The 18,847-nt window shown below is 31.0% G+C and carries 17 protein-coding genes and 2 pseudogenes; 11 read left to right on the top strand and 8 right to left on the bottom strand.

Going from position 1 to position 18,847, the window contains the following annotated elements; all coding sequences use genetic code 11:
* Both panC and panD read right to left on the bottom strand, forming a co-directional pair.
* On the bottom strand, nt 1-840 hold the full coding sequence (gene panC, locus J2Z39_RS06450; protein ID WP_209814369.1) for a pantoate--beta-alanine ligase: 840 nt from the start codon (nt 838-840) through the stop codon (nt 1-3).
* A gap of 59 nt (nt 841-899) precedes the next feature.
* Nucleotides 900-1,283, bottom strand: a complete 384-nt coding sequence (gene panD / locus J2Z39_RS06445; RefSeq protein WP_209814368.1) for an aspartate 1-decarboxylase — start codon at nt 1,281-1,283, stop codon at nt 900-902.
* A gap of 424 nt (nt 1,284-1,707) precedes the next feature.
* Between panD and J2Z39_RS06440 the strand changes: the two genes are divergently transcribed.
* The 3 genes from J2Z39_RS06440 (at nt 1,708) to J2Z39_RS06430 (ending at nt 3,612) form a co-directional block, all read left to right on the top strand.
* Complete coding sequence (locus J2Z39_RS06440; protein ID WP_209814367.1) at nt 1,708-2,124, top strand: YjdF family protein; 417 nt, start codon at nt 1,708-1,710, stop codon at nt 2,122-2,124.
* A 343-nt stretch (nt 2,125-2,467) separates the two neighbouring features.
* Nucleotides 2,468-3,181: a hypothetical protein gene (locus tag J2Z39_RS06435; RefSeq protein WP_209814366.1), complete on the top strand. Its 714-nt coding sequence runs from the start codon at nt 2,468-2,470 to the stop codon at nt 3,179-3,181.
* A 59-nt stretch (nt 3,182-3,240) separates the two neighbouring features.
* Nucleotides 3,241-3,612 carry a hypothetical protein gene (locus J2Z39_RS06430; protein WP_209814365.1) on the top strand — a complete coding sequence of 124 codons (372 nt, stop codon included), beginning with the start codon at nt 3,241-3,243 and terminating at the stop codon, nt 3,610-3,612.
* A 241-nt stretch (nt 3,613-3,853) separates the two neighbouring features.
* On the opposite strand, the gene J2Z39_RS06425 is transcribed toward J2Z39_RS06430, so the two are convergent.
* The 3 genes from J2Z39_RS06425 to J2Z39_RS06415 form a co-directional block, all read right to left on the bottom strand.
* On the bottom strand, nt 3,854-6,523 hold the full coding sequence (locus tag J2Z39_RS06425) for a cation-translocating P-type ATPase (protein ID WP_209814364.1): 2,670 nt from the start codon (nt 6,521-6,523) through the stop codon (nt 3,854-3,856).
* Nucleotides 6,524-6,739: 216 nt separating this feature from the next.
* Nucleotides 6,740-7,759: a M42 family metallopeptidase gene (locus J2Z39_RS06420; protein ID WP_209814362.1), complete on the bottom strand. Its 1,020-nt coding sequence runs from the start codon at nt 7,757-7,759 to the stop codon at nt 6,740-6,742.
* 9 nt (nt 7,760-7,768) lie between these two features.
* The gene (locus J2Z39_RS06415) at nt 7,769-8,275 is read right to left on the bottom strand and encodes an LURP-one-related/scramblase family protein (RefSeq protein WP_117522174.1); all 507 of its coding nucleotides are present in this window, start codon (nt 8,273-8,275) and stop codon (nt 7,769-7,771) included.
* 77 nt (nt 8,276-8,352) lie between these two features.
* Between J2Z39_RS06415 and J2Z39_RS06410 the strand changes: the two genes are divergently transcribed.
* Nucleotides 8,353-8,808: a hypothetical protein gene (locus J2Z39_RS06410; RefSeq protein WP_117522173.1), complete on the top strand. Its 456-nt coding sequence runs from the start codon at nt 8,353-8,355 to the stop codon at nt 8,806-8,808.
* Between the two features lie 121 nt (nt 8,809-8,929).
* Here the strand turns inward: J2Z39_RS06410 and J2Z39_RS08495 are convergent.
* The 3 genes and pseudogenes from J2Z39_RS08495 to J2Z39_RS06400 all read right to left on the bottom strand — a co-directional run.
* A pseudogene (locus J2Z39_RS08495) lies at nt 8,930-9,106 on the bottom strand (IS3 family transposase); the annotation flags it as partial.
* 24 nt (nt 9,107-9,130) lie between these two features.
* Nucleotides 9,131-9,295 (bottom strand): annotated as a pseudogene (locus J2Z39_RS08615) (transposase); the annotation flags it as partial.
* Between the two features lie 88 nt (nt 9,296-9,383).
* A complete protein-coding gene (locus tag J2Z39_RS06400; RefSeq protein ID WP_209814358.1) occupies nt 9,384-11,099 on the bottom strand; it encodes a DUF2207 family protein in 1,716 nt (571 codons plus the stop codon).
* 304 nt (nt 11,100-11,403) lie between these two features.
* On the opposite strand from J2Z39_RS06400, the gene J2Z39_RS06395 reads away from it, so the two are divergent.
* The 7 genes from J2Z39_RS06395 to J2Z39_RS06365 all read left to right on the top strand — a co-directional run bounded on the left by J2Z39_RS06395 (nt 11,404) and on the right by J2Z39_RS06365 (nt 18,782).
* Nucleotides 11,404-12,753: a TrkH family potassium uptake protein gene (locus J2Z39_RS06395; protein WP_209814356.1), complete on the top strand. Its 1,350-nt coding sequence runs from the start codon at nt 11,404-11,406 to the stop codon at nt 12,751-12,753.
* 8 nt (nt 12,754-12,761) lie between these two features.
* Nucleotides 12,762-13,415, top strand: coding sequence for a potassium channel family protein (locus J2Z39_RS06390; protein ID WP_209814354.1), 654 nt, complete (start codon nt 12,762-12,764; stop codon nt 13,413-13,415).
* Nucleotides 13,416-13,698: 283 nt separating this feature from the next.
* The gene (locus tag J2Z39_RS06385) at nt 13,699-14,394 is read left to right on the top strand and encodes a zinc metallopeptidase (RefSeq protein ID WP_117522163.1); all 696 of its coding nucleotides are present in this window, start codon (nt 13,699-13,701) and stop codon (nt 14,392-14,394) included.
* A 180-nt stretch (nt 14,395-14,574) separates the two neighbouring features.
* Nucleotides 14,575-15,642, top strand: a complete 1,068-nt coding sequence (locus J2Z39_RS06380) for an ABC transporter ATP-binding protein (protein ID WP_209814353.1) — start codon at nt 14,575-14,577, stop codon at nt 15,640-15,642.
* The gene (locus J2Z39_RS06375; protein ID WP_209814351.1) at nt 15,642-16,526 is read left to right on the top strand and encodes a carbohydrate ABC transporter permease; all 885 of its coding nucleotides are present in this window, start codon (nt 15,642-15,644) and stop codon (nt 16,524-16,526) included. The genes J2Z39_RS06380 and J2Z39_RS06375 overlap by 1 nt, the downstream gene beginning before the upstream one ends.
* A gap of 8 nt (nt 16,527-16,534) precedes the next feature.
* Nucleotides 16,535-17,353: a carbohydrate ABC transporter permease gene (locus tag J2Z39_RS06370; protein ID WP_117522160.1), complete on the top strand. Its 819-nt coding sequence runs from the start codon at nt 16,535-16,537 to the stop codon at nt 17,351-17,353.
* Nucleotides 17,354-17,414: 61 nt separating this feature from the next.
* Nucleotides 17,415-18,782 (top strand): ABC transporter substrate-binding protein, encoded by a 1,368-nt coding sequence (locus J2Z39_RS06365; protein WP_117522159.1) that lies wholly within the window; start codon nt 17,415-17,417, stop codon nt 18,780-18,782.
* The last annotated feature ends 65 nt before the right edge of the window (nt 18,783-18,847 follow it).

Below are 18,847 nucleotides of genomic sequence, written 5' to 3'. Positions count from 1 at the left end.
TTAAACTCTGTAAATAAAGTTATCTATTAGCCTGGTTTTTCCAATAAATACTGCTATAGCAATAAGCCTATCGTCAGCAAAGTCTTTAGAATCTTTCATAGTAGCTAAATCTACTGCACTTATATAATCTATTTTAGCTAGTTTTTCAGATGATATGATTTCTTTCATTTTTTCTAAAACCTCACTAACGCTAGCCCCATTTTTAGCTAATTCTTCTCCTTTAAAGATAGCTTTTGATAGGCAAAGGGCAGCCTTTCTTTCTTTATCTGATAGATAAGTGTTTCTAGAAGATAAAGCCAATCCGTCATCCTCTCTTACTATAGGGCAAGGGATAATCTCTATCGGAATATTTAAATCAAAAACAACCTTTTTGATAATAGCTACTTGTTGGGCATCCTTTTGACCAAAGTAAGCCCTATCGGCTCCAGTGATGTTAAATAACTTAGTGCAAACTGTACAAACGCCTCTAAAGTGACCAGGTCGTTTTGCTCCGCATAAGTTATTGGACATATCTTCTATATCTACAAAAGTTTTTCTATCATGATACATTTCGCTAGCTTCTGGTGCGAAAATAAAATCTACACCTATATTCTCACATAGCTTACTATCAGATTCTAAATCTCTAGGGTAGGTTTTAAGATCTTCCTTTGGACCAAATTGTATAGGGTTTATGAAATCAGATACAACTACAATATCATTTTCTGCGCGAGCTTTTCTTATAAGACTAGCGTGTCCCTCATGTAAAAAGCCCATAGTAGGGACAAGTCCTATACTTTTGCCTTCTAGTTTATATCCTTTTAAATCTTTCCTTAGTTCATCAATACTTTTAACAATTTTCATAAAAATCTCCTCTAAATATATTAGAGATAGCCTCATACACCACTAAATTTATATTTTACTTAAGATAAAGTTCCATGTTTTTCGTAATTTGATACTTTCTTAACTTTATTTTCATCATCCACAAAGACTACTTTTGGACTATAATTTTCTAATTCTTCCTTATTATAGCTTGCATAAGCCATAATTATTACCTTATCTCCAGGACAGGCGAGTCTTGCAGCAGCACCATTTAGGCAAATTACACCGCTATTTCTTTCGCCAGCTATTGTATAAGTTACAAGCCTTGCTCCACTATCAATATCTACAACTTGTACTTTTTGATATTCTCTTATACCTGACTTTTCAAGTAAATCTTCATCTACAGTGATAGAGCCAACATAATTAAGATTAGCCTCTGTAACTGTCGCTCTATGTATTTTTCCCTCTAACATTTCAATATTCATAAAATCTCCTTAAAAAAACAAGGCTATTAATAATCTATTTTTTAACGATAAAAAATCAATGGCCTTGTCTAAGTAACTAATTAATATTTTGAGTCTCATTACTTATATAAGCTCATTTTTTAAAATAAAATATAATGGTGTAAAAGAGTATAGTTTTCACTAGAAATACCATCTCCACTGGTATTATAATGTTTTAATAAAAAATTAACAAGGATAATTTATCTTTAATCTAAAAATAATTTATATTAGTTAATTATATATTTAAATATAGTATAGTATGAACTAGTCAAAGATAGAAACGCAATGAATATCAGATGATATTCTAGAACTGGTAGGTAGCCCAGTCGTCTAAATATTATTTATTTAGGTAAGTAACCTTCCCCTCCGGGTTGTCCATTCTTTGAAAAAATAAAGGAGGGTATGTATGAATAAAGTATCAATAAAATTAACTGTATATTTTGAGGATCCGTTTTGGGTAGGAGTTTTTGAGAGGGTTGAGGATAACTCTTTATCAGTTTGTAGGGTGGTTTTTGGTTCGGAGCCAACAAATAACGAAGTATATAATTTTATTTTGAAAAATTATAATAAGCTTAGATTTAGTCAAGATATTAATATTAAACTTAAAAAGAAAGCAACTAATCCTAAAAGACTGCAGAGAGAAGCTGGAAGACAAAGCAAACAGGTAGGAGTATCCACAAAATCTCAATTAGCATTGGAAAGGCAAAAAGAAAAATATAAGTTGGAAAAACAAGCTAATAAAAAACAAAAAATGAGATTAGAAAAGGAGAAAAAGTATGAGCTTAAAAAAAGAAAGCGTAAGCAAAAGCACAAGGGAAAATAGGAATTTAACTCAAAGATATGGATTGACCTAGATCTTAAATAAGGATAAGTGTTTATAAGTTTTTGTGTACATATAGACATCTAATTCTATGCTAGTGTGACTTATTCAAATTCAAACTTCAATTTAAATTCTCCCATCAAGGTATATAAATGCTTGAGATTAAGACCTGATTTTAAGCATATATCGTGCTTTAAGTTCCTCTATCATTGTTCAATACAAGCTTTTTTGTAGATGAGTTATAAATATGGAATTATGTTTTTTTGTTTTATTACTAATGAATTGGGTAAGCTGTTAATAGGAATAGAGTAATCTATGGTTAAAAAATTATATGGAGGTAGATAAAATGAATAAAGTTTTAAAAGAAGTCACTATTGTTGCTATGTTTACATTTATGTTTTTAGTTCCACTAAAGAATGTAAAAGCGGATAATTTAGATAATGGGTCTCAAAATAGTGTTTCTTATGTTTCTGCAAAAAAATTTGAAACACCGATTGATGTTTTAGATGTTAATACACTTGAAGATAATCTAAAAATGACAGAGTCATTAGATAATATGGATGATGATCAATTAAACGAAGTTATTGACTATGTAGCTAATAATAAAAATAATATATCTTATAGATCTACAGGTTCTTCTTCTAGTGTACAAAACCAATTGAAAGTAGCATGGAAAGCAGCAGCAAAAATAGCTAGAAATAATGGATATCCATTATCCGGAACACTTGTAGAATATTCGGTTGATGGCATGAGATATTATGAAGCAAATGGTGCATTTTCTACAGCAATAAAGAAAACGAAAGTCTATGATAGGATACAATCAGGAGAAGATAGTGATAGATTTACAATGAATGATAGCAAAGATTTATATTATGCGATCCATGCTTTTGAGTATTCTAACAGTAAAACTAATAAATTATATATTACCGATACATTTGACTTTTCACTAAAAACAGACTATAAAAATACATTTTCTACACTTGTTAATAATTGGGGATATTTAAATCAGCATATCGATGTTTTAAAACCTATAAATGTTTCTATAGAAATGCAGAAATAAAAATGAAAAATAAAAAGAATATATATTTTTTAATTTTTACAATAATATTAGGGGTATCTTTGATAGTTTTAGAAAAGCCTTATCATATAGATAAGCCTTATTATACAAAGAGGATATTTAAATCTGAAAGAGCTTTTGGTGATGATTATTTTGATATATATGAAATTAAATCTAAAAAAGATGAAAAAATAGACGGAAAAAGTATAGATGATAATTACTATAAGGAGGTAAAAAGGTTCAAAACAATGATGTCGACATACGAGTCTGAGATAGATAATTATAATGACTTATGTGATTCTATAGATTCTTTAGAAAAAAAGCCTAATACTGTATACTCTTTTGAAAAAAATATTGATAAGCATGGCCATAGAACTATGTATATTTTTAACAGTGATTTAGGTATAGGGTATATTTTTGATTTTCAGATTTAGAATATGTGTCAAGTTATAAAAAAAGTTAACTATAGAAGCCGCCTTATACATTCATAAGATCTTTTCTTTAATAATGGTTAGATAACAAGTCATAAGAATATAGTAAATAAGACTGGAGCCACCTAACTCCAGTTTTTTGATCTGTTCTCATAATAAAAATCCCCCTGATTAATTTTCTTTACACTAATCAGGAGGTTTTTATACGTAAAATCTTACATAGTTTACTTAAGTTAATTTTAAACTATTTTCTAATTCTTTTTCTAATCTCGCCTATAAGTAGTGGTAGGAATGATAGTAGTAGTATTATCCACCATTGCCATGATATAAATTCTAGTTCAAAGAGCTTTCTAAGGATTGGAACATACATTACTACTAGTAATAGGGCAAAGGATAATAGATTTGCTTTTACTAGGTTCTTGTTTGAGAACCAACCTAGTTCTTTTAGAGTATATTTTTCACTTCTTACTGAGAATGCTCTTAGAAGTTCACTTGTTATAAGTGTTGCAAATACCATTGTATGTGCACCTTCTATGTTGTTAGGGAAGATGTATTTTAGTCCTATGACATAGGCGAGTAGTACTGATATTGTTATAGCTATGGATTGGAAGATGATTCCTTTTCCTGTTTCACCTGATGTAATTGCAGCATCTGGATCACGAGGTTTACGTTCCATTATATCTGCTTCCGCTGGTTCAACTCCTAGTGCTAGGGCTGGAAAAGCATCTGTTACTAGGTTTAGCCAAAGTAGTTGAATAGGTGTAAGTGGACTTGGTAAGCCAAATAGTATTGATAAAAATACTATAGCCACTTCTGCAATATTACATGAAAGTAGGAAAGATACAAACTTTTTAATATTTGAGAAAATTACTCTACCTTCTTCTACTGCATTTACTATTGTAGCAAAGTTATCATCTACTAGGATCATATCAGCAGTATCTTTGGCAACGTCGGTTCCTGTGATACCCATTGATATACCTATATCAGCGTTTTTGATTGCTGGAGCATCATTTACTCCATCTCCTGTCATGGCTACTACTTCACCATTTGCTTGTAGGGCATTTACTAATTGCACCTTATTTTGTGGAGATACTCTGGCAAAGATTCTCTTAGTCTTTACTATTTCTCTGATTTCTTCTTCTGACTTATTATTTAGGTCGCTTCCTTGCATGGCTTGATCTTCACATTCTGCTATACCAAGTTCTTTTGCAATAGCAAGGGCTGTTTCAAAATAGTCACCTGTTATCATAAATACATCTATACCTGAGTTGTGACACTCTTCGACAGCTGCTTTGGCTTCTGGTCTTGGTGGGTCAATCATACCTGTAAGGCCCACAAATACCATTTCACGTTCTATATTTTCTGTTGAAAGCTCTTCATTTTCAAGACTTTCATATGGTTTAAAGGCATATGCCATAACACGAAGAGCTTGTTTAGCAAGTTTTGTATTTTCTTTTAGAACTTTTTCTTTTAAGTCATCTGTGAAATCTTCTAACTTACCATCTATCATAATTTTTGATGAGTTATTAATCATAACATCTGGTGCACCCTTTGTCATTGCATAATAATTTTTATCAATATTATGGAAAGTTGTCATCATCTTTCTATCTGAATCGAATGGGATTTCATCTATTCTTGGATGAGCCTCGTTTAAGTCTTCTTGAACAATATCCCATTTTTCAGATAGAGTAAGCATTGCAGCTTCTGTAGGATCACCTGTAATTTCGTAGGATCCATTTTTTTCAATCAAGTTTGCATCGTTACTTAATGATGCAATTGTCATGATTAGCTTAATTTGACTATCATCATCTATTACATCGCCTTTGTGTGAGATATCACCTTTTGGAGTGTATCCACTTCCTTCAACATCATATTCTTTAAAGTCTGTGTAAACTTTTGTTATAGTCATTTCATTTTGTGTAAGAGTTCCTGTCTTATCTGAACAAATTGCTGTAGTTGAACCTAGGGTTTCTACTGAAACTAAGTTTTTAACTATTGCTTTTCTATCAACCATTCTATTCATACCTATAGATAATACTATAGTTACAACAGCTGTAAGTCCTTCAGGTATTGCTGCTACTGCAAGAGATACTGCAACCATAAAGTTATCTAATATACTCATTGATGTTCTAAAGTAGCCTACAACAAATACTAATGCACATATGATAACTACTAAAATAGCAAGCTTTTTAGATAGGTCTTTAAGTTGCCTTTGTAGTGGGGTTTGCTTATCTTCTACGGTATCAAGACTTGTTGCTATTCTACCGATTTCTGTATTATGACCTGTTGAAGTTATAAGACCTTCACCGTGTCCATAGGTTACAATTGACGATGAATAGGCAAAGTTCTTACGATCTCCTATACCTACTTCTTTGTCATAAAGCTCTTCAGCATCTTTTTCTACTGACACAGATTCACCTGTTAAAGATGATTCATCAATTTGTAGGTTGCGTGAGTCTAGAAGCCTAATATCAGCTGGTATAATATCTCCTGTTTCAAGAACAACTATATCTCCTGGTACTAGATCTTCTGCTTTAACCTTTCCACGCTTGCCATCTCTAATAACTGTAGCCTCTGGAGAGCTCATTTTTTGTAGTGCTGCTACAGAATCTTCGGCTTGACCTTCTTGGTAGATACTCATAATAGCATTGATAACTACAATTGCAATTATTATAATAGCTTCTATTTTATCTCCAGTAAACATGGATACTATTGATGCTAATATAAGTAAGATTACCATTGGATCAAGGATTTGCTCTAGAATTTTTTTGCCCAGAGATTTCTTATTGGATGATTCTATTTTATTGGGTCCGTATTTTTCCAAACGGCTACTTGCTTCATTAGAGCTTAGACCCTTTTTAGGATCAGATCCAATTTTTTCTAATATTTCTTTTTTAGAACCTTGGTAGTCCATAATTCCTCCTATAAATGTTTTTGCAAAAATGGTAATAAAAAAGACTTTTGACGAGTACCGCCAAAAGTCTTGCCACCTTGTGAGGGTTTATTTAACCGGAATATAAATTCGTTCTGACGACTAAATAATTGGGCTACTCCCTTTCTGCTACTTTAATTATAACCAAAATATTAAAAATTACAACAATTTTATTTAAAAGTTATTAATAATGGGATTTTATTTTTGAATATAAGCTTTTAGTAAATCATAAAGGCCATTAAGTCCATTTACATGAGTTCTTTCATAGCCATGACTTGCTGCCACTCCTGCGCCTATTAGGGCATGACGAAAGTCATTTGCACTTACAACTGCTGCTGAGGCATCTGATCCATAGAATGGATAGATGTCTATAGCGTAATCTATATTTTCAGTTTTAGCAATTTCGATTAAATCATTAGTCAGATCAAAATTGTATGGACCTGACGAATCTTTTGCACATATTGAAACTTTGGTTTCATCTGTCTTAAGGTCATCATAAACTACACCCATATCTACAGCGACCATATCAGTTATTCCTTTTGGATGACCGCTGGCTGCACCATGTCCTACTTCTTCATAAACTGTAAAAGTCATATAGAGTGGACGATTGATTTTTATATTATTTTCTTTTATATCTTTGGCAATAGCCATAAGAAGTCCAGCACTTGCCTTATCATCTAGATGACGAGATTTCACAAATCCATTGTCCACTCTAAATCTAGGATCAAGAGCTATAAAATCTCCTGCAGATATGCCAAGTTTTTCGGTTTCTTCGAAAGAATTAGTGATTTCGTCTATTACTACTTCCATATTAATATCATCTCGGGTAATTTCTTTTGGATCGCTTGAACCATGGACTGCTGGATTATTTATTCTCAATACTCCAGTAAATTCTTTGCCTTCGCGAGTTATGATTGTAACATTTTCTTGTTCTGCATAAGAAAGAGGAAATCCACCAAGTGTTGTAACACGAACTCTACCATTTGATTTTATAGATCTAACCATAAGACCTAGGGTATCAATATGAGCTGATAAGAGCAATCCATTACTATTGCCTTCATTTATAGGTACAACTACATTTCCTTTATGAGTTTGGTAAGGTTCGTATCCCATTTTGGTAAACTCGTCTATTAGGTATTTTTCGGCTCTTTTTGTATATCCAGTTGGGGAAGGAGTATTACAAAGTTTTTCTATATAATTTAATATTTGTTGTGTCATTTTCTCTCCTTAGCCGTTAGATGCTGATGAATTGGCGCGTTCTCTATCTATCATATTATTTAGACAGATTACTAAGGCTATAAGTTCCTCCGTATAATTTTCATCAAAAATTGCTAGTTCGTAAGTATCTGTTAGAGTAAAAATCTTCCTGTTTACTGTTCCTATATTTTTATCAGAGCTATTTTTAATATCAAAGTCATAGTGGAATATATCGCCTTTTAGCTCTAAAGTTTCATTATCCATGTAAACATGAACTTTGTGTCTAAAAAACTCGAATTTTTGTTGAATAACCATTTGGGATCCATCAGCAAAGTCTATAGTGTACTTTGGGAAAAAAGCTATAAGCTCTCTTGATATATTTATTATTTTTTTTCCATTAGGATCACTTACACTTGACTTATAACCTATAAATGTAAAATCCTGATCTAGGTAGTAAGCTTCTCTCCCATCTTCATCCAAAATTGGATAATGATCTGTAATCTTGAAAAATTTTTCTTTAAAATATAATTTTTTCATAGTCTATCCTTTATTTACTTTAAGCTTTCTTCTATTATATAATACTTGTATAAATTAACAAATGAATGGGGGATTTTATGGTTTATTTAATTACTGTTATTTTTCTAATTCTTGCTGGGATTATTTTTTATAAAGGCAAGGATATTATTATTAGACCTGCTATTAATAAGATGGATACTTTATCTCTCTTATTTGTGTGGCTTATTTTTATAGTTTTTGGATACTTTATAAAATTTAAGATTAGCGAAACTTTTGTTATGTGTGTAGTTATATCAATATATGTTATTGCAGCTAGATTTAATAGGGGATTTTTACATGATGGCTTTATTTTTCAAGGAAATGTATCCTTTATCAATCAAAAACATGAATTTTCTGATCTGAAACAAGTAAATTTTATAACTGAGGATAAGCAAGCGATATTTACTTTGGTCATCAACTCAAATTCTATTGATACTTGGCGTTTTCCTATCGAAAAAAAGGATGAAATCCTTAAAATTTTTAAGGATAATAAGGTACAAGTTATTTATAAATAGATAAAAGTCTAAGAGCGTTTTTTAAGGTGCCCCCATAAAGTTGGACCTAGTATCAGAATTAGCTTAAAAGCTTACTCTGGTATTTCTTTGTTTCATTCCTACCCCTAGGGGTAGGAAATTTTTATGCTGCATTCTTCTTTCTATATTCTACTGGTGATAAATATCCTAGTTTTTCTTTTATTCTTTCTTCGTTATAATATTTTATGAAGTCTTCAATTGTTTTCTTTAAGTGCTCGTACGAATAGAATTTATTTCCGTAATATATTTCTTGTTTTAATATTCCAAAGAAATTTTCCATTGTATATTGTGTATTTTTCCTTTTTACTTTTAGCTCTTCAAAGCCTTGTGACTTGTACGCATTTACCCAGTTTTTAATTATACTTGAAGTTGTTATATTGTACTTATCTGATAAATTTTTATATGAGATATTGGATTCTAAATATTCTTTTACTACTTTCATTTTGAATTCTGTGCTATATTTTGCCATAAAAGAACTGACCTCCTTTAGTTAGGTTTTTAGGTCTAACTTTTTTGAGTCAGTTCATTTTTTGCTATTAGACTTTTTATTTTATTTTTTAACGGCCGCCACCTCCGCCACCGCCAAATCCTCCGGCTCCTCCGCCAAAGGATGCTGATCCACCAGCTCCTGCAAAGGATGAGCTTTCTCCACCTGTACTTGTAGCGTGAGAGTAGTTACTTATGTGGTGGATCATATGGTAGTTATAAAACCCGTAATATGCATAATCTGGATTTACATTTACAAATCTATCGTAGGCATCTTCGCTGATACCAAACAGAGCAGCAAATATCATATATTTATCCAAAATGCTTATATCTTCAATTTTTTTTGTATCTATATTTTCATAGTCTTCTAGGTAATTTTTGAATCCTACAAAATTTTTGTATAAATCCATACCTTCTTCTGTAAGATGGAGTTCTTCTTTTGTTTTGCCTCTTGCTTTTGCCTTGGTTACTTTTTCTACATATCCTTTTGATATTAATGTATCTAAACTAGATTTGTCTATTCTTTGGGAGAGATTTTCTAAGGATTTATGGTTTTTCTTCATATATTTTTTTAATGATGATTCTGTGATTTTCCCACTATCTTTTTCATATGCTGCGCCTATGAGATATCCAAATAAATCTTCTTCTATTTGTCCCATATTTTCTAGTTTGTGATTGATTTCTATTTGATCTAAGGATTTTTTAAAAGGCCCGTGGTCTTTTTTATCTTCTATAAAGCTAATTACTCCTTCATTTATCCATTTTAAGAAAAATGCATTGATAAGATTATCAAAATTTGTTTTATTTGGGTAGGCATTCTTTGCAATTAAATATAAATCTTCTAAATTTCCCTCATAAGGTATTTGATCAAAATTATAATGTTTTATATTTTTTATGTCTGGTATTTCTTTTATGTTGGCAAATTTATAGGTATTTGCCTCATCCACAGCTTTTTTTATACCAAATGCTCCAAGACCTATACCAAATAGAGTAACAATGGCTACTAAAAAAGCAGGAAAATCCGAATCGTCATCTGTAAGCTGGGCTGTACCTTCGCTGTCTTCAAAGTTAGCACCCTCAAAGGCCACATCTTTGTAGTCATCAAAAATTTTATTTTCTCTGTAGCTGGTATTGAAAGTTCCTTTTGGGAATTTGAGTAGTATTCTTCCTTTGCTAATGTCTCCAGTTGTTTTTGCAACAATAGTTCCATTTTTGTTATCAATATCTCCCTCATATCCAAAAGCCCACATCTTTGTATTTTCATTTATAGGATTGTAGGAATTTATTTTTATAGTAAAATTATTTGGTTTTGGATCTAGACGTGCTCCTACAAATTCGAAAAATAGCATATCGCTATCATTTAGACCAATTATTATTGGATTAATTTTATATTTTAGTTCATAGGTGTTATTTTCATTTCGTTTAGATATGCCCCAGCAAAGCTCTACTTCATTATCGTTATCGTCTATGCGACCATATTTGTAAGCTTTTCGCTCAAAACTTTCATCTATATTCCAAGGATCTTTTGGGCTAAAATTCTTACCGTCCATGGATACGGAAAAATCTTCAATTTTAATTCCTTTTAGATTTTCAATATTTTTATATCTTTCACTAAAATCATTATCTCTTTCATCAATTTGCCACTCTTCATTTACTTTTCCTATACCATTTTTATCAACATCAACATCTATATTGATATGATCAAAGTTTTCAGCAAAGACCGTTTGTGGTATAAAAACTAAAAAACTTAAAAATAATAAGTTTACAGCTTTTTTTAACTTTTTCATTTCATCTCCTTTCAATGTATGATTATTTTAATTTTATAAGTATTATACCCGTAAAAAATTATAAAATAGATTGATGTATCTTTGTTGACATTATAAATAATCGGTTGTAAAATTGCATTAGATTAATGGCGGTTGCAAAACTATGAATAATTATCGTCCCATCATTAGAAAGTTCTCTTGGGAAAGTTTTTACATGACCTGTTGGCCCGTGTAGGCAAAATTTTCGTAGAGGTTCTTCTAATTATTTTGGGACGATTTATTCATTCTGCGACATCCCATTTGGGTCTTTAAGGAAGGTTTATTTATGCAAAGTAAATTTTTGAATAGAAAAATTCAAAATTCTACAGAAAATCCAGCTTTTGTTTTGGCTATTGGATTTCTGATTTTAATTACAATAGGCGGGTTGATTTTAAGTACACCATTTGTTACTCAAAGTGGTAATAGAACTGGAATTATTGATTCTTTTTTCGTAGCAGCTAGTGCATCTTGTGTAACAGGACTTAGCCCTGTCAATACGGCCGAACACTGGAATTTCATGGGGCAATTAGTTATTATTTTATTAATCCAAATCGGTGGTTTAGGGATAATGACTGTTGCCTCTTTAATACCTCTGCTTTTAGGAAAAAAGATAGGAATAAAGTCTAGGATTATTTTAAAGGAGCAGCTAAATGTAGAAAATACAGAGGGAATGATTAAGCTATTTAGGTATGTTCTAGTATTCACTTTAGCAGTAGAAAGCATTGGAGCGGTTTTGCTTTCATTTAGGTTTATACCAAGCTATGGCATTAAGACAGGTATATGGTATTCTATATTTCACTCTATATCAGCATTTTGTAATGCCGGATTTGATACTTTGGGGGATTCTCTTTATCCGTTAAGAAGTGATTATCTAGTAAACATTACAATTATGGCTTTAATTGTAATAGGTGGTCTTGGATTTATGGTAACTAGTGAACTTTATTATAAGAGAAGCTTAAAAAATTTATCTACACACACCAAACTAGTACTAATGACAACTATATTTTTAATAGTTATTGGTGCCTTAGGTTTTTTTATAATTGAATCTGGAGATGGTGGAGTTTTACAAAAAGAGAGTTTAGGAGCAGGTATATTAGAATCATTTTTACAATCTGTATCAGCAAGAACAGCTGGATTTTACTCAGTAGAGCTGGGAAAAATTAAAGAATCTACCGCTTTGGTGCTTATAATACTTATGTTTATAGGTGGTTCACCAGGATCTACAGCTGGAGGAGTTAAGACAACAACATTTGCAGTATTATTATTGGCTACAGTATCGGTTATAAAAAATGAAAAAGAACCTGTAATTTTTAAAAGAAGAATTAGTGATCAAAATATCAAGAAAGCTTTATCTATAGTATTTATATCGATGTTTATAGTTTTGATCGTAAGCTTTTTTATATCTCTGATAGATGGATTCAGTTTTATAGATATTTTATATGAAACAGTTTCTGCTTTGGCAACAGTAGGTGCTACTAGAGGAATAACTCCAGAGCTTTCTAAGATTGCTAAAATTTTAATAGGCTTTTGCATGTACCTAGGTAGGGTTGGTCCAATGACTATGGCTTTTGCCTTTGGTTTAAAAACAGATGAAAAATTAATTAGATATCCAGAAAGTTTTATAAGTATAGGTTAGGAGATATTATGCAAAAAAATATAATTGTTTTAGGAATAGGTAGATTTGGTCAAGCTCTTTCTACAAAATTATTTGAAAAAGGGATGTATGTAACAGCGGTTGATAAAGATATAAATAAGGTAGAAAAAATAGCCAACAATGTTTCGAGTGCTGTACAAGCGGATATAGCAGAAGATGTAGCTATGAAATCTTTAGGGATAAATAATTATGATGTTGCAATAATAGCAACTGGCACGGATTTGGAATCTTCTATAGAAGCAACTCTAATTTGTAAAGATGAAGGCATTCCAGAAGTTATAGCAAAAGCTACAAGCCAATCTCATGCAAGGATATTAAAGAAGATCGGGGCAGATTATATTATATATCCAGAGTTAGATACAGCTGAAAGACTAGCTAGGTCCTTATCAGGAACTAATTTAATAGAAAATATTCAATTTTCTAATGATTATTCATTAATAGAGATTGTAGCTAAAAAAGAGTGGGTAGGCAACACAGTAGGAGATTTAGATTTTAGAAATAAATACAAAATGAACATGGTTGGTATTATGAGAGATGAAGAAATGATTATGGATATAAACCATGATACTAGAATAAATGAGAGTGATGTATTAATCTTGATAGGATCAAATGAAAACGCTAATCTAATCGAAAGAAAAATATGAGTTAAAGATTTAACTTATAAATAGTAGGAAATTATAGCGTGTAGAAAATAATCAAATAAATTTAAGAAAATGTTTGCAATAATTTTTTTCTATGCTATAATATAAGTAGCTATTAAATAGCTAGGTTTTTCATTATTAATTCCTTATAGTTTTCCCTTTTGAAAACTAGGACTAACTTATTCTTTTCTAAAAGAAACAGGGCCTTTAGAGCCCTTTTTCTATGTTTATTTTTATTAGTATCTATATTTAGGGTATAATTCATAAAAAAGATTGGGAGGTTTTTATGCCTTATTATTATGGATTTGATAGAACTTACGTTCTTGTACTTATCGGATTTATCATAACGATGATTGCGCAGGCTAATGTTCAAAAAGCCTTTGCAAAATATAGTAAAATTGATACACAAAAACATATAACAGGAAAACAAACGGCAGATTATATTATAGATACTCATGGATATAATGATATAAAGATAAAACAGATTTCAAAAGCTATGGGAGATTATTTTAATCCGGCTACTAAAGAAGTTGCTCTTTCACCAGAATCTATAAAAGATACTTCTATAGCTTCTGTAGCTGTAGCGGCCCATGAGTTGGGTCATGTTATTCAATACAAAGAAGGATATGTACCATTACAAGTTAAATCTTGGCTTGTCCCAGCTGTGAACTTTGGATCTAAATTGAGTTTTCCAGTTATAATTGCTGGTATGTTTCTTTCTAGCCAAAATCTTTTAGATATAGGATTAATTTTATTTGCTATAACATTATTATTTCAAATAGTGACTCTTCCAGTAGAATTTAATGCATCTAGACGTGCCCTAAATGTTCTCGAAGAATCTGGTATGCTTGTAGGTGAGGAAAATAAGTATGCAGCAAATATGTTAAAAGCTGCAGCTTACACATATGTAGCAGCAACACTTACGACAGCTTTACAATTTTTAAGACTTTTCTTACTATTTGGCAATAGAAATAGAGACTAAAAGTTAATACAATTTATAAAACCATAAGAATGGATAGAAACATTTTTATGGTCTTTTATTTAGGGCTTATAGTTTTATAACTTATGTATTATAATAGAAGTTAGAGTATTATTTTTACATTGTTCTTATCTAAATTTTATATTGGAATGATACATTTATTAAAAATTATCTGAGGAATTTATGATTGAAATTAAAGATTTAAATAAAATTTATGAAAATGGCTATGAAGCCCTTAAGGATATAGATCTAAAAATCCCTGATGGAGCTCTTGTAACCCTATTGGGACCATCTGGGTGTGGGAAATCCACGGTTCTTAACATTATAGCGGGTATTCTAGATCCCACTCATGGAGATATCTTGTTTGATGATAAGTCTGTAATAAATCTTCATCCTAAAGATAGAAATATAGGTATGGTTTTTCAAAATTATGCTTTATACCCTCATATGACAGTACTTGAAAATATAACTTTTCCTTTGACTGTAGGAGATAATAAGATTAAAAGATCTGAAGCTAATAAGGTTGCTCAAAGGTATATGGATCTAACATATATTACAGATTATAAAGATAAAAAACCAAATCAATTATCTGGTGGTCAACAACAAAGAGTTGCTATAGCTCGAGCTCTTGTTCAAAATCCGAAGATACTACTGATGGATGAGCCTTTAAGCAATTTGGATGCCAGACTTCGATTGTCTATACGTGAAGAAATTAGAGATATTGTAAAAGATGTAGGAGTTACAACTATTTTTGTAACTCACGATCAAGAAGAAGCACTTTCGATTTCTGATTATATAGCTTTAATAGATGATGGGGTTATACAGCAATATGATATACCTCAAAATTTGTATCTTGAGCCTGCTAATTTATTTGTGGCAAAATTTATAGGTAATCCTATTATAAATATTTATGAAATGAGAAAAATAGAGAATTCTTTAGTAAGTGATGATTTTTCTATAAGCTTGGATGACTTTGATAAAAATAGATTTAAAGAAATGTTAGATAAAGATAAGTATCTTATAGGAATCAGACCAGAACATTTTAAGTTAGCTGATAGCGGAATAATTGTTAGAGTAGAAAATATCGAAATGATAGGTAGGTATATGATTTTGCACTTTACTTTAGATGGTGTAGCCTCAAGAGTTATAGCTGATAGTAAGCTTAAAATAAATAAGAATGATAAAGTATCTCTTACTATAGATTATTCATCAATATATCTTTTTGAAGAAGATGGAAAGAGAGTTTACTGATGAAAGAAAAATCCAATTATAAAGCTGAGAATTCACCGAGAGCTTGGCTTTATCTTTTACCTGCTTTAATATTTATAGGTGTTTTTACAATATATCCACTTTTTAGAACTTTTTATATGTCGATGCAGTCAAATAGTATACTAAATCCGACTTTTGTAGGACTTCAAAATTTTTCTGCTGTAATTAATGATGCACAGTTTAGACTTGCTATGAAAAATACTTTTATTTATGCTGTTACAGTAGTACCTTTATCACTTATAATCTCTATGCTTATAGCTCTAATACTATACGATAAGGTAAAGGGATCAGAATTTTTTGAGACTATATTTTTTATACCCTATCTTACATCTGTGATTGCTATAGGTATTGTATTTAGATATCTATTCCATGGTAAATATGGATTTTTGAATTACTTTTTGGGACTATTTCATATAGGACCTTTTGATTTTCTAAATGATAGGAACTACAATATGCCTGCTTTGGTTATATTTGGTATTTGGAATGCCTTGGCTTTTAATATTATAGTTATTTTGTCTGGTCTTAAGGGGATTGATAAAAACTACTATAGGGTGGCTGAAACTTTTGGAGCAAGCAAGTGGGAACAATTTATAAAGATTACTCTTCCAGAGCTTTCACAAATTATAACATTTTTGTTTTTGACAAGCTTTATTTCTGCCTTTAAGGTTTATAATGAAGTCTTTGCCTTATTTAATGGAAAGGCTGGTGTAGGCAATAACCTTGTAACAGCTGTTTTCTATATTTACAATAAATTTTATGTAGAGTATAGGTACGGACATGCTATGGCAGCAGCGGTTTTACTTTTCTTGATGCTTTTAGTTTTGACTTTCTTGCAAAGAAAGATAATAGAAAGGATAAGTAAATAGGAGGTATTATGAATAAATTTTTAAAGGTTCTAGGGTATATTTTTATAATATTAATGGCAGCTATAACCCTGTTTCCGTTTATATATATGATTTCATCATCGCTTATGAGTTTTCAAGAAGTTACAAGTATACCACCTAAATTTTTACCAAAGACCGTTCAATTTACAAATTATAAAGATGCTTTGAAAGTTGCACCTTTTGGCAGATATTTCCTTAATACTATTTTTGTCACTTTGATTAATACTTTAGGAACATTAATAACTACAACTCTTGCTGCATTTGCACTAAATTTTTTAAAATTTAAGCATAAAAAGGCTATAGAAAATATTTTGTTAGCCTTACTTATGATCCCATTTGAAATCATAGTCTTTACTAATTTTAGAACTATAGCAAAGCTTTCACTCTTGGATACTTATTTGGCATTGATATTACCTTTTATGGCAAGTGTATTTTATATAATTTATCTAAGACAATTCTTAAGGTCTATACCTATGGATTACTATAATGCAGCAAAAGTAGATGGAGCTAGTGATTTTGAGTTTATAAGTCGTGTTATGATTCCTTTATCAAAGTCTACGTTATTTACTATAGGGTTATTAAATTTTATAACAGGATGGAATTCTTTCTTGTGGCCTTTACTTGTGACAAATAGTAAAAATATGAGGATGATAAGTAACGGTTTATCAGCCTTTGCTACAGAAGCAGGATCGTATATTCACTTGCAAATGGCTGCAAGCACTATAACAATTCTACCAATTTTAGTATTATACTTTATATTTAGAAAGCAAATTCTTAAGGGAGTTTCTTATGGAGGAATTAAGGGTTAAATCGTTTTTTATGGGTATATAAATACAGTAATGATAAATGTATATTTTATAAGGAGAGGTTATGAACAAGAAAGTCTATTCGTTACTTACAACTTTAATGTTATCTTTAGCTGTTTTAGTAGGTTGTAGCAATCAAGATGTCAATACAGATAAAAAAACTGATACAGCTACAAATGATGCTAAAGTAGAAGAAAAAGTAGAAGATACTAAGAATGAAAGCAAAGAAGATAAAGATAAGAAAGACGATGATAAGAAAGAAGAATCTAAAAATGATAGTGAAGATGAGAAAGCTGAAATAACTTTCTGGCATGCTATGGGTGGTGGTCAAGGCGAGGCTTTAGAAAGCCTTGTAGCAGATTTTGAAAAAGAACATCCAAATATCAAAGTTAATCTACAAAATCAAGGTAATTATGGAGATTTGAATCAAATTCTAGTTGCAACAATGCAGTCTCCAAGTGATTTGCCAACAATTACCCAAGCCTATCCTGACTGGATGTTGCAATTTGAAGATGCAAACCTAGTAACAGATCTTACGGATATGGTTAAAGGAGAAGATGGAATAGAAGATTATGATGACATACTTCCTGGAGTAAGAGAAGAAATCGAACAAGATGGTAAAATTATGGGCTTACCATTTAACAAGTCTACAGAAGTTTTATGGTACAACAAAACTTTATTTGATGAATTAGGTTTAGAAGTTCCTAAAACTTATGATGAACTTAAAGAAGTGTCAAAGAAAATTTATGAAGAAAAAAATATTCCAGGAGTAGGATTTGATTCTCTACCAAACTTCTATGCAACATATCTTCATAATAAGGGATTGGAAATGGACAAAGACCTTGATATAACATCTCCTGAGTCAGTTGAAGCTGTAAATTACTATCTAGATGGTATTAAAGATGGATACTTTAGAATAGCAGGAACAGATCAATATATGTCAGGTCCGTTTGCAAATGAACAAGTAGGAGCATATATAGGATCCAATGCTGGTGAGGTTTACGTAAAAGATGGTGTAGAAGATAAATTTGAATATGCTGCAGCTCCATATCCAGCAGAAAGTGCGGTACAACAAGGAACAAATATCTACATGTTTGATAATGCAGATGACGCTCAAAAGAAAGCAGCATTTGAGTTCTTAAAATATTTAACAAGTAAAGAAGCACAAATCAAGTTTGCCCTAGATACAGGATACATGCCTGCAAGAACAAGTGCCTTAGAAGATAGTAAATATAAAGATTCTGATTCATCTATAGCTCCGATACTTGCTGATGCGACAAAGAACTTATATTCAAGACCATTAGCACCAGGAAGCCAACAAGCATATAATGATATAGGATCTACTTTAGAACAAATTCTATCAAATTCAGATAGTGATGTAGAGAGTGAGTTAAAAGCTTTTGAAACACAATATAAGTCAGATTTTGAATAAAATTAATTTAGCCAGAAGAGTATGTGTTCTTCTGGCTTTTACATTATCTTATTACTTGAAAATTC

This window comes from Anaerococcus nagyae (assembly GCF_017874535.1).
Lineage (GTDB): Bacteria > Bacillota > Clostridia > Tissierellales > Peptoniphilaceae > Anaerococcus > Anaerococcus nagyae.
This window is presented reverse-complemented; position numbering and strand designations above follow the sequence as displayed.

Coding starts and splice junctions, on each gene's coding strand:
- J2Z39_RS06375 (WP_209814351.1), top strand. CDS start 15,642: ATGAAAGAAAAATCCAATTATAAAGCTGAGAATTCACCGAGAGCTTGG.
- J2Z39_RS06400 (WP_209814358.1), bottom strand. CDS start 11,099: ATGAAAAAGTTAAAAAAAGCTGTAAACTTATTATTTTTAAGTTTTTTA.
- J2Z39_RS06410 (WP_117522173.1), top strand. CDS start 8,353: ATGGTTTATTTAATTACTGTTATTTTTCTAATTCTTGCTGGGATTATT.
- J2Z39_RS06385 (WP_117522163.1), top strand. CDS start 13,699: ATGCCTTATTATTATGGATTTGATAGAACTTACGTTCTTGTACTTATC.
- J2Z39_RS06370 (WP_117522160.1), top strand. CDS start 16,535: ATGAATAAATTTTTAAAGGTTCTAGGGTATATTTTTATAATATTAATG.
- J2Z39_RS06365 (WP_117522159.1), top strand. CDS start 17,415: ATGAACAAGAAAGTCTATTCGTTACTTACAACTTTAATGTTATCTTTA.
- J2Z39_RS06435 (WP_209814366.1), top strand. CDS start 2,468: ATGAATAAAGTTTTAAAAGAAGTCACTATTGTTGCTATGTTTACATTT.
- panC (WP_209814369.1), bottom strand. CDS start 840: ATGAAAATTGTTAAAAGTATTGATGAACTAAGGAAAGATTTAAAAGGA.
- J2Z39_RS06415 (WP_117522174.1), bottom strand. CDS start 8,275: ATGAAAAAATTATATTTTAAAGAAAAATTTTTCAAGATTACAGATCAT.
- J2Z39_RS06395 (WP_209814356.1), top strand. CDS start 11,404: ATGCAAAGTAAATTTTTGAATAGAAAAATTCAAAATTCTACAGAAAAT.
- J2Z39_RS06390 (WP_209814354.1), top strand. CDS start 12,762: ATGCAAAAAAATATAATTGTTTTAGGAATAGGTAGATTTGGTCAAGCT.
- J2Z39_RS06440 (WP_209814367.1), top strand. CDS start 1,708: ATGAATAAAGTATCAATAAAATTAACTGTATATTTTGAGGATCCGTTT.
- J2Z39_RS06420 (WP_209814362.1), bottom strand. CDS start 7,759: ATGACACAACAAATATTAAATTATATAGAAAAACTTTGTAATACTCCT.
- J2Z39_RS06425 (WP_209814364.1), bottom strand. CDS start 6,523: ATGGACTACCAAGGTTCTAAAAAAGAAATATTAGAAAAAATTGGATCT.
- panD (WP_209814368.1), bottom strand. CDS start 1,283: ATGAATATTGAAATGTTAGAGGGAAAAATACATAGAGCGACAGTTACA.
- J2Z39_RS06380 (WP_209814353.1), top strand. CDS start 14,575: ATGATTGAAATTAAAGATTTAAATAAAATTTATGAAAATGGCTATGAA.